Source organism: Posidoniimonas polymericola (assembly GCF_007859935.1).
Classification (GTDB): Bacteria; Planctomycetota; Planctomycetia; order Pirellulales; family Lacipirellulaceae; genus Posidoniimonas; species Posidoniimonas polymericola.
On record NZ_SJPO01000005.1, the window covers coordinates 125,856 to 141,230 of the forward strand.

The 15,375-nt window shown below is 65.0% G+C and carries 7 protein-coding genes; 2 read left to right on the forward strand and 5 right to left on the reverse strand.

The features are described from left to right. Positions 1–36: 36 nt before the first annotated feature. The 4 genes from Pla123a_RS11565 to groL (Pla123a_RS11580) all read right to left on the reverse strand — a co-directional run bounded on the left by Pla123a_RS11565 (position 37) and on the right by groL (Pla123a_RS11580) (position 4,470). Positions 37–537: a hypothetical protein gene (locus Pla123a_RS11565; RefSeq protein ID WP_146587063.1), complete on the reverse strand. Its 501-nt coding sequence runs from the start codon at positions 535–537 to the stop codon at positions 37–39. A 65-nt stretch (positions 538–602) separates the two neighbouring features. Continuing rightward, positions 603–2,222, reverse strand: coding sequence for a chaperonin GroEL (groL, locus tag Pla123a_RS11570; RefSeq protein ID WP_146587066.1), 1,620 nt, complete (start codon positions 2,220–2,222; stop codon positions 603–605). A gap of 184 nt (positions 2,223–2,406) precedes the next feature. Next, positions 2,407–2,709: a co-chaperone GroES gene (gene groES, locus Pla123a_RS11575; RefSeq protein WP_146587068.1), complete on the reverse strand. Its 303-nt coding sequence runs from the start codon at positions 2,707–2,709 to the stop codon at positions 2,407–2,409. 87 nt (positions 2,710–2,796) lie between these two features. Then, positions 2,797–4,470, reverse strand: coding sequence for a chaperonin GroEL (groL, locus tag Pla123a_RS11580; protein ID WP_197527885.1), 1,674 nt, complete (start codon positions 4,468–4,470; stop codon positions 2,797–2,799). 535 nt (positions 4,471–5,005) lie between these two features. Between groL (Pla123a_RS11580) and Pla123a_RS11585 the strand changes: the two genes are divergently transcribed. Then, positions 5,006–7,057, forward strand: coding sequence for a PTS sugar transporter subunit IIA (locus Pla123a_RS11585; protein WP_146587070.1), 2,052 nt, complete (start codon positions 5,006–5,008; stop codon positions 7,055–7,057). A 457-nt stretch (positions 7,058–7,514) separates the two neighbouring features. On the opposite strand, the gene Pla123a_RS11590 is transcribed toward Pla123a_RS11585, so the two are convergent. Continuing rightward, positions 7,515–13,535 carry a S8 family serine peptidase gene (locus Pla123a_RS11590; protein ID WP_146587072.1) on the reverse strand — a complete coding sequence of 2,007 codons (6,021 nt, stop codon included), beginning with the start codon at positions 13,533–13,535 and terminating at the stop codon, positions 7,515–7,517. Positions 13,536–14,087: 552 nt separating this feature from the next. On the opposite strand from Pla123a_RS11590, the gene Pla123a_RS11595 reads away from it, so the two are divergent. Beyond that, positions 14,088–15,320 (forward strand): BBP7 family outer membrane beta-barrel protein, encoded by a 1,233-nt coding sequence (locus Pla123a_RS11595; protein ID WP_197527887.1) that lies wholly within the window; start codon positions 14,088–14,090, stop codon positions 15,318–15,320. Positions 15,321–15,375 lie beyond the last annotated feature (55 nt).

Below are 15,375 nucleotides of genomic sequence, written 5' to 3' on the forward strand. Positions count from 1 at the left end.
TTCTCGTTTCGGTTCGTCGCGTTTTGACGCCGTCGCCTACTTAGCGCCAGTCGGAGGCAGAAACCGGACCTCGTAGCTTCCATCTTCAAACAGCCGCAGGTGGCTGACGGCGTTGTATGACCGGTACGCTTTCTGCGGCGAACCCTCAGGATGGAAATAGATGGATATCGAGTCGACTCTCTTCGCATCGGTCTCAAAACCGACTATCGCGAAGCTCGTCTGCGGGTTGAGCGGAATCGTGACGTGATCCGTCCCCTTGGGACTGGCGTAGGCGCCACGATTCTCTTTGGGATCCAGATCTTGTGACTTGATATATTCCAGCACGGCCGACACCGTCGATCCAACGCGGGCCGACAGGACCGCTTCGGCCGGCGAGCCGCGCCCGACGTGATGCGGCGTCACCGTCGGGGCCTCGCCCCGCGCGGACTGACGCGACGCGACGCTGATCGCGACGATTATTAGGACGCCCGTCGTGAAGCCGTTTACGCCCATCGAGAGGTCTTTCTCATTTGGCCGAGGTCGATCGGACTGCGACATTTAAAGACCGGGCCACCCCAACTGGAGTGGCCCGGTCGTCATGGCATAACTGTTGTAGCCGAGCCTTAGTGCACGCTGCCGATCACGGCCCGCTTGTCGTCGTCCTTCGAGTCGAAGTTCGTGACCAGGGCCTCGGTGGTGAGCATCAGGCCGGCGATGCTGGCCGCATTGGACAGGGCCGTCTTGACCACCTTGGCGGGGTCGATGATGCCGGCCTTGACCATGTCGACGTACTCGCCCTTGTTGGCGTCGTAGCCGAAGTTCTTGCCCTTCTGGGCGATCTCGTCGGCGACCACGCTGCCGGGCAGTCCGCCGTTGCTGGCGATCTGCTTGAGCGGGGCGTCGAGCACGCCGAGGATGATGCTGACGCCGATCTTCTCGTCGCCCTTGGCCGCGGCCTTGGCGGCCTCAACGGCCTCGCGGCAACGCAACAGCGCCACGCCGCCGCCCGGCAGGATGCCCTCTTCGACCGCCGCACGCGTGGCGTGCAGGGCGTCTTCGACGCGGGCCTTCTTCTGCTTCATGTCGGCCTCGCTCGAGGCGCCAACCGACACAATCGCGACGCCGCCGGTCAGCTTGGCCAGCCGCTCCTGCAGCTTCTCACGGTCGTAGTCGCTGGTGGTCGACTCGATGCCCTTGCGGATCTGCTCGATCCGCTTCTGGACCTCGGCGGCCTGGCCGGCGCCCTGGACGATCGTGGTGGCGTCCTTCGTGACGCTGATCTTCTTCGCCCGGCCGAGCTGCTCGAGCGTGACGCTCTCGAGCTTCAGGCCCAGGTCCTCGCTGATCAGCTGGCCGCCGGTCAGCGTGGCGATGTCGGCGAGCATCGCCTTGCGGCGGTCGCCGAAGCCGGGGGCCTTCACGGCGCAGACGTTCAGGATGCCGCGGAGCTTGTTGACCACCAGGGCCGCCAGGGCCTCGCCCTCGACGTCCTCGGCGACGATCATCAGCGGCTTGCCCTTCTGGCTCACCTGCTCCAGGACCGGCAGCAGGTCGCGGAGGCTGCTGATCTTCTTCTCGAACAGCAGGATGTACGCGTCGTCGAGGGCGCACTCCATGCTGGCGGTCTCGTTGACGAAGTACGGCGACAGGTAGCCCTTGTCGAACTGCATGCCCTCGACCAGCTCGAGCGTGGTCTCGGTGGTCTTGCCCTCTTCGACGGTGATGACGCCGTCCTTGCCGACCTTCTCCATCGCGTCGGCCAGGAGGTCGCCGATCACGCGGTCGTTGTTGGCGCTGATGGCGCCGACCTGGGCGATCTCTTCCTTGTCCTTGACCGGCTTGGAGAAGTCGTTGAGGAACTCAACCGCGGCCGCGACCGCCTTCTCGATGCCACGCCGGACCGCCATCGGGTTGCTGCCCGCGACGATGTTGCGGGTGCCCTCGCGGAGGATGGCGCGTGCCAGCACGGTGGCCGTGGTGGTGCCGTCACCGGCGAGCGAGGAGGTCTTGTCGGCGACCTCGTGCACGAGCTTGGCGCCCATGTTCTCAAACGGGTCCTCGAGCTCGACTTCCTTGCTCACGGTGACGCCGTCCTTGGTGACCGTGGGGCCGCCGAACGACTTATTGATGATGACGTTGCGGCCGGTCGGGCCCATCGTGACGGCGACCGCGTCGGCCAGCTTGTCGACGCCCGCGAGCATCTTAGCCCGGGCGGCGTCGTCGAACATGAGTTGTTTAGCCATTGGGAGGCTCCTGCTTGAGTGTTTTGGGTGAGCGGAAATCGCGGCGCCTGCCGCGGTTCGCTCCCTCCCCCGCGGGGGAGGGTCGGGGTGGGGGTGCAGCTAGTGCTCAGGCTGCTTGGGGCAAACCCGATTCTCTGGGCGCCCCCACCCTAGCCCTCCCCCAGCGGGGGAGGGGACCAGTGGACTAAACAGCGACCTTCGCCAGGATGTCGCTCTCGCGGAGGATCTTGTACTCGACGCCGTCGACTTCCACCTCGGAGCCGCCGTACTTGCCGTAGATCACCTCGTCGCCGACCTTGACCGAGAGCTCGCCGCGGGCGCCGCTGTCCAGCAGCTTGCCGATGCCGACCGCCACGACCTTGCCGCGCTGCGGCTTCTCACGGGCGGCGTCCGGCAGGACGATGCCGCCGGCGGTCATCTCTTCGGCGTCAACGGGGTGAACAACAACGCGGTCGTCGAGCGGACGCAGGTTAGGGGTCTTCGCCATGAGTTGGTTTCCTTACGTGTATGTGGGGTATTCGTTGTTGGTTGAGATTCGTCCTCGCGGACGACGCTAAGGGGTAAGCGGGGTGGCTTACATCATGCCGGGCATGCCGCCCATACCGGGCATGCCGCCGCCCATGCCACCCATACCGTGGTCGTGGTCGTGGCCGCCGGCCTCTTCCTCGGTCGGGATCTCGGTGATGAGCGAGTCGGTCGTCAGCAGCAGGGCCGCAACGCTGGCGCCGTTGAGCAGCGAGGTCTTCACGACCTTGGCCGGGTCAATGACGCCCGCGGCAACCAGGTCGCAGTAGTCGTCCTTGTCGGCGTTGTAGCCCTCGGTCTTGCCCTTGAGCTGACGCACACGGTTGACGACCACGGCGCCGTCAACGCCGGCGTTCTCGGCGATGTAGCGGAGCGGGTACTCGAGGACGTTCTTGACAATCTTGGCGCCGAGGGCCTCGTCGCCGGACAGGTCGAGCTTGTCGATGGCCTTCTCAGAGCGGAGCAGCGCTACGCCGCCGCCGGGCACAATGCCCTCCTCCAGCGCGGCCTGGGTAGCGGCGCGGGAGTCGTCGAACAGGGCCTTGCGTTCCTTCATCTCGCTCTCGGTCGCGGCGCCGACCTTGATCTGCGCCACGCCGCCAGCCAGCTTGGCCAGGCGTTCCTGCAGCTTCTCGCGGTCGTAGTCGCTGTCGGTGTTCTCAATCTCAGCACGGATCTGATCGGCCCGGCCGCTGATGGCCTCTTTGGTCCCGCCGCCGCTGACGATCGTGGTGTTGTCGCCAGAGATGATGACCTTCTTGACCTTGCCAAGGTCGGAGAGCTGGACCGCTTCGAGCTTGATGCCGAGGTCCTTGAAGATGGCGGTGCCGCCGGTCAGGGTGGCGATATCGCCCATCATCGCCTTGCGGCGGTCGCCGTAGCCGGGGGCCTTCACCGCACAGACGCTGACGATGCCACGCATCTTGTTGACCACCAGGGTGGCCAGCGCCTCGCCGTCGACGTCCTCGGCGATGATCAACAGCGGCTTGCCAGCCTTCGAAACGGCCTCTAGGACGGGCACCAGGCTCTTGGCGTTGGAGATCTTCTCCTCGCTGATCAGCACCAGGCAGTTCTCGAGAACCACCTCCATGTCGTCTTCGTTCGTGACGAAGTGCGGCGACAGGTAGCCGCGGTCGAACTGCATGCCCTCGACCGTGTCGACGGTGGTCTCTGAGCCGCGGCCTTCCTCGACCGTGATGACGCCGTCCTTGCCGACGCGGGTGAACGCGTCCGCCAGGATCTTGCCAATCTCTGGGTCGTTGTTGCCGGCGATGCTGGCGATCTGCTGCAGGCTCTTCTTGTCCTTGACGTCAATCGGGTCGGCCATCTTGGTGATCGCCGCGCTGACCGCTGCGACCGCCTTGTGGATCCCGCGGCTAAGCGCCATGGCGTCGGCGCCGGCGGCGATCATCTTCAGGCCCTCGCGGAAGATGCCCTCGGCCAGCACCGTGGCGCTGGTGGTGCCGTCGCCCGCGACGTCGTTGGTCTTGCTGGCCGCTTCCTTAACCAGTTGAGCGCCCAGGTTCTCGAACGGGTCGTCCAGGTCGATGTCCTCGGCAACCGTGACGCCGTCCTTGGTCACCTTGGGCGAGCCCCATCCCTTGTCGAGCACCGCGTTGCGGCCCCGTGGGCCGAGCGTGCTGCGGACCGCCTTGGCCAGCTTCCCAACGCCCGCGGCGAGCGCCTTCCGGGCGTCGTCCTCGAAAACCATCTGCTTTGCCACTGTTTGACCTCCTGAGGGTGTTTCTGGGCCCCACGCGCGGGGCCGGAGTCTTCTTCTGCCGCTTGGCCCTGAAAACCAAGCCGCCTGGGCAAGGCTCTGAAGGCAAGGGCGTAGTGAGCGGTAGCATCGACGCTCTATGTCGCCCCGGCGGCGAATCACAGCTAATCGTCGACCAATATTGGCAGGCGCAGCCTGTCCGCTTAAGGGAATGCAATCACCGTGCCAGCGGCCAAGAACCATTTGCAAACATAACTGCCACAACAACTTACAACGACCTCCACATCCGACCCCTGCCCCCAGGCAGCATGCGATCTGCCAAACTGGCAGCACCCGTCGCGAGACCCCGCCGCAACGTACGCCTGCCTGCCATTTCCGCCGGAATCGGCCTCGGGACCGTAAACGTTGTCGCTGTGGCCGCAGATAGGGCGATGTCTGTCCTAAGCGAGATGGCGCAAACCGCCTATACTCTCATCGATTGGGCGCCCGCCCCCGTCGGGTGAACGCCCCACCATGAACGCTCCCCCGAGGTGTATTCGTGCAGGTACTGCGAGACTGCTTCCACCCCGACAACGTGCTGCTCGACGTGCCGGCGCACGATCTGCCAACGGTGTTCCGCGTGGCGGTGCAGCACCTGGTCGACACGGGCCGCGTCGACGAAGACCGCGCGGCCGACGTCCAGACCGCCCTGCTCCGCCGCGAGGCCGAGGCCTCGACCGCCATCGGCCACGCGGTCGCGGTGCCGCACGTCTACCTGCCCGCCATCAAGGAAGCGGCCGTGCTGTATGTGCGGCTCGAGCACCCGATCAACCTCGGCGCGCCCGACGGCGTGCCGACCCAACACCTGTTCTTCCTGCTCGGCCCGCCGGACGCGACCTCGGCCCACCTCGACACGCTGGCCAGCGTTGCCCGGCTGATGGCGGACGACGAGTTCCGCTACGAGGTCGGTAAGGCCCGCACCACCGACGACCTGGCGGGTTCGCTAGAAGGCTACCTGCAGCGGACAACCATTACCGCCGAGGAAGAACCGCCCGGCGCCGTTGGGCTCGAGTGGACCGGCCGCCCCGCCGGAGGGCTGATTCAGGACATTGCCCGCAAGGCGCCGTGGTACGCACGCGATTTCATCAACGGGCTCAACCCGAAGTGCATCGGGTCGACCGTATTCCTGTTCTTCGCCTGCCTGGCGCCCGCCCTGACCTTCGGCGGCCTGCTGGCGGGCGGCACCGGCGACCAGATTGGCACGGTCGAGATGATCGTCGCGACCGCGGCCAGTGGGTTGATCTACGCCCTCCTGGGCGGGCAGCCGCTGATCATCCTCGGCTTCACCGGACCGGTGCTGGTGGTGACCGTCAAGCTGCACGAGCTCTGCCAGGCGTGGGACGTCGAATTTCTGCCAACCTACGGGTGGGTGGGGCTGTGGACCGCCGGCTTCCTGCTGCTGATGTCGTTGCTCGACGCCAGCTTCCTGATGCGGTTCTTCACGCGGTTTACGGACGAAATCTTCTCGGCGTTGATGTCGCTGATCTTCATCCAGTACGCGTTGCAGAAGCTGGCCGCCGAGTTCCAGGGCCTGGAAGCCAACGAGCACCACGACACGGCCTTGTTGTCGCTGCTGCTGGCGCTAGGCACGTTCTACATCGCGATGAGCCTGTCGGGCCTGCGCCGCAGCGACTACCTGCTGCCATGGATGCGTGAGTTCCTGGCCGACTTCGGCCCGATGATTGCGCTGGCCAGCATGGCGCTGGTCGCCTTCTGGATGGACGAGGTCTTCCTCGACAGCCTCAAAGCCCCCGCCGACGGCTTCGGGACCACCAACGGCCGCGACTGGCTGGTCGACCTCACCGCGGCGCCGGGCTGGGTCCGCTGGGCCGCCGCCGGCCCCGGGCTGCTGGTCGCGGTGCTGATCTTCCTCGTGCAGAACATCACCGCCAGGCTCGTAAACAGCCCCGACCACAAGCTGCGACACGGGCACGGCTACCACCTCGACCTGGGCGTGCTGGCGATCGTTACCGCTGTATTCTCGCTATTCGGACTGCCGTGGTTCGCGGCCGCCACGGTGCGGTCGCTCAACCATGTGCGTAGCCTCGCAACCTTCGAGGAGGTCGCCCGCCGCGGCGGCTCGCCCCACGAGCGGATCATCCATGTCCGCGAGAACCGCGTTACCGGCATCGCCATCCACCTGCTGATCGCGTTGTCGCTGCTGCTGCTGCCCTGGCTGCAGTACGTGCCGCTGGCGGTGCTGTACGGCGTGTTCCTGTTCATGGGCGTGGTGTCGATGGCGGGCAACCAGTTCTTCGAGCGGGTCAGCCTGTGGGTCAAGGACCCGGACCTGTACCCGATGACCCACTACATCCGCCGGGCGCCGATCTGGGTGATCCACTCGTTCACCGGCGTGCAGTTCGTCTGCCTGGGCGTGCTGTGGGTGATCAACCTCAACAAGAACCCGGCGATCAGTATCCTGTTCCCGGTGTTTATTGCCCTCCTGGTGCCGGTCCGCTTCGCCTTGAACCGGGTCTACCGCCGGCCCCACCTCGAGGCGCTCGACGCCGCCGAGGAGCCCGAGGACGAGACCACCCATTGGGCCGCGTAGAGTTAAGAACCGACTGCAGGTACCTGCAGCATTCGGCGTTCTGCTTCTACAAAAAAAAAGGGCCATCCGGGTTTTCCGTGGGTAACCTCGGAAGATCGCGGTTTTCTGACCTCAACACGTACAACAACGGGGGGTCGCCCCGACGCCATCCCCCTCGCATCAGCCGCGGCCGAGAGGTGACGGCCGATGCGAGGGCGACGACGACGGGGCTCAAGCGCGACCTGGATTCAGGAAAACCCCAGGAAAAACAGCTCGGTGAGCCCCTCCCGTCTTCGCCGTTGCGTCGGTCCTCACCGCTCGATGGGATCGACGCGACGGCGACGTCGGGTGGGGCGGCCCCCCTCTTGTCGAGCCCGAGCCGAGGGAATTCCACCCACGGAAAACCCGGATGGACCCAAAAAAAGCCGCGTGGGCAGCGCCCACGCGGCTTCAAAGGTTTCAAGTTGCACTGCGGATGCTAGACCTCTTCGGAGTCGTCGCTCTGCAGGGCCAGGGCGAGCTCTTCCTCAGTGATATCCTCGGACTCGAAGCTGGTGAACAGCAGCTCTTCGTCGTCGCCCGACTCGTCGTCAAGCTCGGCGAAGAACAGGTCGAGCTCACTGGCGTCCACCGCGGCGGCAACCGGGTCGGCCACCGTGGCAGAGCGGCTGAGGAACTGCGGCGCCTGCACCGGCCGAGCCGAAGACTGAGCCACCCACGTGTTCACCCCGGTGTCGACGACAGAGTCGACCACTGTGTCGACTACCGTGTCGACCGTCACAACTGGCGAGGCGGGGTTGGATGTGTCTCCCGCGGCGACAGGGTCGGAAACCGGCGCGGTCTGTAGCACGCGGTAGACCGGCACCCACCGGGCGTTGACGCCGGCGCCGATCTTCTGCATCTCAACTTCGACGCCCATGATCGCCAGCTGCTCGGGCGAGAACGGCACCTGGTGGTAGACCTTGCCAACCAACTCGGTCGAGTTCGTGCCAATATCGATCGGGTCGCCCTTGGGGACGTAGTTCTCACGCCACAGCGAGTAGTCGGCCGAGTCGACGCGGCCGTCGCGGTTGCCGTCGGCGGCCAGGTTTGAGCCCGTGGCGCCATAGGTCGACCGCCACAGCTGCTTGTCGTCCAGGTCGACAACTCCGTTGCTGTCAAAGTCGCCCTCGAGGACAAACAGCGCCTCGGTCGAGGCCTGGAACACGTAGTCCTCGACCTCGCCGATCGTGGCGGCGCCCGAGTAGTTCAGGCCGCCCACACCCCAGCGGAACCGGGCCGCCAGCGGGGCGCCCTCGGCCACGTCCGGAGCAGTAATGGTCGGCAGGCCGATCTCGCCGTCCGAGTCGAGCGTGACGCCCGCCACCCAGGTCCCCGGGTTGAGGTCGATGTCGTCGTAGACATGTTCGCCCGGGTCGTCCCAGTCGCCGTCGTTGTTGAAGTCGATCCAGGCATTGAGGAAGTAGCCTACGCCGGCGGTCTTGATGGTGAAGCCGAATTCCTCGCCGTCGCTGATGACGCCGTCGCCGCCGAAGCGGGGCACGACGCCGTCCTCGTCGTTGACGGTGTCGTCGTTGTCGTCGCCGTCGGCGGCGGCGGTCGGCTGACCATCAATCTCGCCGTCCACCGCGTCGCCCAGGTGGACGCCGGCGATCACCTGGTGCCAGGCGCCGCCTTCGGCCGCCAGGGTTGGGTAGTTGGCGAGGTCGCCGAAGTCGCGGCCCGCCAGGCTGACCACGCCAAAGCCGATGCCCGAGCTCACCACGCCGTTCTGAACCACAACAGTCCGCGAGCCCTCGCCGGGGTCGAGCGTGCCGTTGCCGTTGGCGTCGTTGAACGGGGCGGTCTGTACAAACGGCGAGGTGACGTCCACCGCGATCAAAACCGTGCCGGCCGTTTGAATCGACAGCTCATACACGCCGCCGCCGTTAGTGGTGGTGCGGCGTTCGCCGTCGTCCAGCGCGCCGTTGCCGTTGGCGTCGACGTAGACCGTCACGCCCGCCACGCCGAACTCGGTGTTTTCCTTGACGCCGTTCTGGTTGCTGTCGTGGAACACCAGCCCGGTCACCGAGGCGGGGCCGTCCCCAGTGGGATCGCCGTCGCCAACCTCAAACACAAAGTCGAACGACTCGCCCGTCAGGTTCGTCGGCGACGTGTACTCCAGGTAGGAGCCGCCGTCCGGCGAGACCACGGTGAATCCCGGCTGGTCCGCGACTCGGAACCGCACGAACTCCGGCGCGGCCAGGCCGCTCATATCGATCGCGTAGTTGCCGTTGGCGTCGGTCATGGCGAACGGCTCGGTGCTGAACTGGAACGAGCCGTCGTTGTTCAGGTCGGCCCAGACCAGCACGCCTTCCTTGGCGACATCACCCGCGGCGGGGCTGTAGACCAGATCAGAGTTGGCGTCGGTGTAGACCTGACCGGCAAACGTGGCCGACGAGCCCGAGCTGAGCAAGAAGTTGATGCCCCGCACGTCGTCCTCGACGCTGCCGCCCTGGTACAAGAGCGGCGTGCCAAACTCGTCGGTGAGGACGTCGTACATCGTCGTTGGGTCGAACGCGTAGATCGGTGAAGTGAACGCCCCAAAGTCCGCGACCTCAAGGTCGTACGTATCCATCTGTGGGGTGAACACGACGTCGGTGCGGATGTTGCTCGCGCTGACGAAGAAGTAGTTGCCGCCGAGGTCCTGCTCGACCGTGACCAGCTGGCCGAACTGGTCATAGATTTCTAGCAGGGCGTTGACATCGGTCACCCCACCGTCGGCGTCCGTAACTCGGTGCGACCAGTTGCCATTGATCTGGATGGTGACCGGCTCATCTTCGGGATCCAACGGGGTCCCCGTAATCTCACCCGTCATGCCATCGAGCGTGTACTCGATCTCCCCGTCGGGGTCCAGCACCGTAAGGCCGCCGTTGGGATCGGTCGGGTCGGTCGCGAGCAGGATGAATTGGCTAGCGTTTTGCCCAGTCGGGGTCGGATCCCAGTTGAGAATCACAGCAGCGTCACCGTTGGCGTCAACCAGCTCGGGGGTCGTGCCGGTGTAGGCGGCGACATCCAGGCCGGTCTCGTCGAAGAAGGTGATCTCCTGGCCCGCCGAACCGAGGCCCGAGACCATCGCCGTCAGCGCATTGCCGCTGGCGTCGAACAGGGCGCTCTCATACGAGAACGTATCGACGATGCTGAGGACGTTCTCTTCAAAACCAGAGAGCGGGTTCTCGGCGGTGACAAACTCGGGCGAGCGTCCCTGGTGGTCCCAGGCATAGAAATAGTCATCGGTAACGCGCCACTCGCCTTGGTACTTCGGCATGAAGTACGTTGGCTCGGGATCGGCCAGATCGGGCACCGGCACATTGGCATCGGTGTCGAGGACCGTCCGGCCCTCGCCGTCCACGACCTTGATAACGTAAGCAATCACATCGCCGGTGCCCGCGTCTCCTTCGTCGGTCGGCGGCACGACGTCGAAGTAGTAGTTTCCGTCGTCGCCAGTGATAAACGACTTATAGGGGGTGGATTCGACCGACGAGCCTCCCGAGCCGTCAGCGATCTCGCGGAAGAGCTGCACCGTGACGTTCTCGGCGAACGCCTCCTGTGTGAAGTCGAGCTCCCGCTCGACCTCGCCGAGCCGGTTGAACTCGATCCCGCCGTTGCCGAGCGATTCCGAGGCGATCCCGACCAGCTGCGGGATGAACTCGCCCGGGTTGAGCGGGTCCTCGACCTGAATCAGAGCCGTCGTGCCGTTGCCCGAATTGATATAGGGGATGTTCAACCGGCTGAATGTTGCGTTGTCGAGCCGGTCGTCGTTAGTCGGCGTGATGTTCGTCGGGTTGTAGATATCCTGCTGTACCTGGACCCAGCGGTCGAAGTTGAACAGGCCGTCCTGGATCACCTCGCTGGTGTCCCCGTCGCCATCGGCGTCGCGGAGGTCTTCGCGAAACTCATCCACGCCAACAAAGCCCTGGATCCGCTGCGTCGCGGGGTCGAGCGGCGAGCCGTGGAAGATCACCTCGTAGTCGATAATGCTGTCGGCAAGGCCGAAGCTCTCGAAGTGGACCTGCCAAGATCGCTCGGGGGCGCCGGGGTACGGCTCGCCCGTAGAGGGGTCGATGGCGACCGTGTTGTCACTCCGCTCTCCCCAGTGGCGGTTGGTCGAGAAGGTGGCCTCTTGGCTCAAGTCGCCGCCTAATGGGACGCCCACCAAGTTGGAAGCGATATTAAACTGGTAGCCGCGGCTGCCGCTGTCGAGGTCGAAGTAGTTGGTCAGCTCAGACTGCGTTCCATCGGGCGAAACCAGCGTGATCCGCATGTCGTCGACGCTGCCGAACACGCTGCTCAAACGCAGCTCAACCCACTCGACCACCATGTTGCTGTTGAACCCCTGCGACGGGTCGGTCGTCAGTGTCTCGGGAACAATGATCGGCAGGAAGTCGGCGCCGAAGCTGAAGGTGTTGCCGTCCGGGAATGCGGGGGTTTCCGAGAAGGCCGGGTCGATGGCCGTGGTCTGCAGCGACGAATCGAGTCGGCCCGGAACGACGAGGTACCCCGATGCCTGCGAGCCGATCTCCTCAAAACCGATCGGCTGATCTGCTGGCTGCTGCTTGCCGGTCGACCAGGTGAGCTCGTCATCAAGGTACTCGGTCCACTGCGAAGCAAGCTTGACCGCCAACTCGGCGTCCACCGTGCCGTGACCATAACCGACGGCGGTGCCGTATTGGCCGCGTCCGAGGCTGACCGTAAACCCGGCGCCGTTGGCGAACATGCTGGGGTCCATCATGTTGGTCAGGATGACCGGCGACGGGTCGGTCGCCGAACCCAGGGTAATGTAGTCGGGATCGATGACCGGGTTGTAGGCAACAGTAAGTGCGCTTCCCACGGACGAATCGATGAAGTCGCGTCCGGTGTCGGTGCGGCTGTCGTCGAACAACTCGAGGTAGTTGATCGTGCCGTCCTGGAGATAGACGAGGCCATCGGTCGAGTCGGGCGTGTGGAAGAACTCGTTCCGGTTGGTGATCCAGGTATTGTTGATCGTCACCCCGTAGGTGCCCGAAAACAGCCCGTCGCCCAGGTCCTCGAACTGCGCGTTCTGCCGGGCGGAGCGGACCAGGATGTTCTGGACGTCGCGGTACGAGAGGTTCGGGTTGGCCTCGAGCATCAACGCGATAACACCGGAAACCATCGGCGCGGCGGCGCTGGTGCCGTTCATTTTCGACGTGTACGACGGGTCCGCGAAGCGGTCGAAGATTAGGTCGTACGGCTCTTGCAGGCCGACGGTCGGGCCGTTGAAGCCCTCCTTGATGACGTCGGGGTTGAAGAGGATCGAGTCGGGGTCGAAGACTGGACTGGTAATGTCGAAGTTCGGATTGTAAATGTCGGTGGTCCAGATGCCGCTGCCAACGGTCAACGAACCGCCGATCTCCTGCACGTTCGAGCCGGTGGGGCCCGCTACCAGCACCGACGGCGATGCTTCCGGGTACGCCGTATAGGTGCCATCGACATTATTGTACTGGCCGTCGTGGTCGACGCCCGTCACCGCGATCGTGAAGCGTGAGTTCGAGAGGCCATCGTAGCCCGCGTAGTCCCAGATTCCGACGTCAACGAACAACGGGCTGGTGAAGCTGGGCGCCGCATCGTTGCCCGATGAGAAGACATGGATGGCGCCAAGCCCACCACGGCCTTCGGTCGCGGAGGTACGCAACGCCGCGAGAACTGGGTCGAAGGGCCCGAATGTGCCGGGAGCTCCGAACGCGGTTCGAGTACCGGGGCTGTAGCCCCAGCTGTGGTTGTAGATGTCGATCTGGTCGTTGCCGTAATAGATAGCCCGTACCACATCTTCGGGGGCGTTGGGGTACAGCTCGGTGATCAAGGTGATCGGGACGATGGTTGCGTCGTATGCGATGCCGGCGCCGCCGATGCCGTTGTTGCCCACCGCGGCGATGATGCCGGCCACCGCGGTGCCGTGGGCGTCTCCGGGGACAAAGAGGTCAGGACCACCCGCCGGCGGCAGGGCCGAAAACGGGGGCAGCTCGCCTGCTTCGTAGTCGAACAGGGCGTTGTAGCGGAGCGTGGGCGAGATGTTCGCGGCCAAGTCGGGGTGGTCGAGCTGCACGCCCGAGTCCACCACCGCAACGGTCACGCCCTTGCCGGTGTACCCCAGGGCCCACGCGCCGGCGACGTTGAGGTCCTGGCCCGGCACACCGTAGATGTCCTGCTCGACGCCGTCGCCGACAATCTGGCCGGTGTTGATCAGGTGCCACTGGTAGCCGAGGTAGGGGTCGTTGGGCAGCACGCCCGAGGCGCTCGAGGCGGCGGCTACAGCCTCGGCGATTGAGGCCATCTCGCTCTCCGAGACGCCGAGCGCCGCGTACGGATCGACAACCGGATCGCCGGTCATCAGGTGGCGGTCTTCGAGCCGCTCAAAATTCCAATTTTTGGCCCGGCCCTTGGTGGGGGCGCTGATGAGCTTCGAAGATGCCTGCAAGCCGATTCGTCGGTTGATCGTCACGTTTGGTTCCCTGTTCGCGTTGCCTTACGCGTGCTGCAATGCCGCTGCGGCCGAGGTTGGGTTCCTCGGCGTGAGTGGCTTCTCTGGTTCCGGGGTTGCTGCGCTACGCCACCCAGTGCTTCTGCCCAAAGAGTCTTATTGGGACGACTTGTCACTCGGAAGAGTTTCAGTCAACTAGGCGGGACGCACTGTTTAGGCCGTTTTGACCGGCTGTGCGCAACCCCTGCATCCTAATTGCCCTCGAAATAAGCGTCAAACATATTGCGACCCAAGGGTTTAGACCAAACCAGCCCCGCCCGCGGTCGCCCGTGCATTCAACGCCGCGTGGCGTCGGGCGGGCTGGGGAAAATCTGCCGGATGTTCCGGAACGACTGATTCGACCGGTATTTCTGGTCCGATAGTCTCTTCCGAGCGCCCGATCCAATCGGACAGGGCGTCCGGACCGTGGCGGGGGCTGAGCTCCAACAGACCAGCCCGCGGATGCGGTTCCTAAGCATGAACTATGCGATCCTGCCGATCGAACGGCGGGACACGACTCTGGGGGGGAGATCCATGACGATTCGCGTCACTGTTGCGTCCATCGCCGCGGCGATTGTGACCGCCGTGCTGGCTTGCCAGCCTACCGAAGCCCAGGTCCCCTATGGGGGGCCGCAGGGGTTTTATAACAGCGGGCCATCCCAGATGATGGACGCCCACGGCGACCCGGCCGTGATCCCGGCCCAGTACTGTCAGGGCGGCTGCCCTCCCGGCTACGGTGGCGGAGGCGGTTACGGCGACCCGGCGGCCAACTACTGCCCGATGACCGAGCAGTGCGGTCCGCACTACTTCGACTTCAGCGCTGAGTACCTGATGTACCAGCGGTCGGACTACGGCTCGCTAGAGAACCAGTCGCTGATGACCCTCAACGTGCTGCCGGGCGGCACCGAGGTGCTGAACATCGGCGACATCCCGTCCGACTACCAGTCTGGCTTCCGCCTGACCGGCCGGTACGACATCGGCGCGCTATCGGTGATCGAGGTCGGCTACACCGGCTTCTTCGACATGGGCGGCGGGGCCTCGTTCACGGACCCGGCTCCAGTCGACGCCACTACCGGCAACCTGTACTCGCTGTACAGCGACTTCGGGCAGAACCCGGTCGGCGCCGTGGGCGTTAGCGGGGCGACCTTGGCCGAAACCGACCAGGCGGTCAGCGCGTACACCACCATCGAGACCGTCCTGCAGAGCGCCGAGCTCAGCTACCGCAGGTACTGGGTTGGCCACAGCCCACGCGTGACCGGCACCTGGCTGTACGGATTCCGCTGGACCCGCCTGAAGGACGAGTTCAACTTCGCCACCCAGGCCAACGGCACGTACGTGAACTACATCGAGGCCGAGAACGACCTGGCGGGCTTCCAGCTCGGCGCCGACGCCTGGATGACGGTGATCCAGGGCCTGCGGATCGGCCTGGAGGGGAAGACCGGCATCTACGGCAACCAGGTTGATATCCGCAACCGGGCCAACACCAGCCCGGCGGCCACGGTTTCCATCGACGAGCGGTTCAGCAACGAGCAGGTCTCGTTCTTGGGCGAGGCCCGACTGATGGCGGTGGCCGACATCACGCCGTGCATCTCACTCAAGGCTGGCTACGAGGTGCTGTACATGTCCTCGGTAGCGACCTCGGTGGACAACTTCAACGCGGCGTCGCCTTACGCTGAGGGCCAGGGAATCCCGCGGCAATCGCTCTTCCAGGCCCAATCCGACGCCATGTTCCACGGCTTCCACGCCGGTTTCGAGTACGTCTGGTAACGGGGAGTTCGGCGGCGGTGGCCGCCGGATTGTCGGGCGGGGACGCGAACCCGGC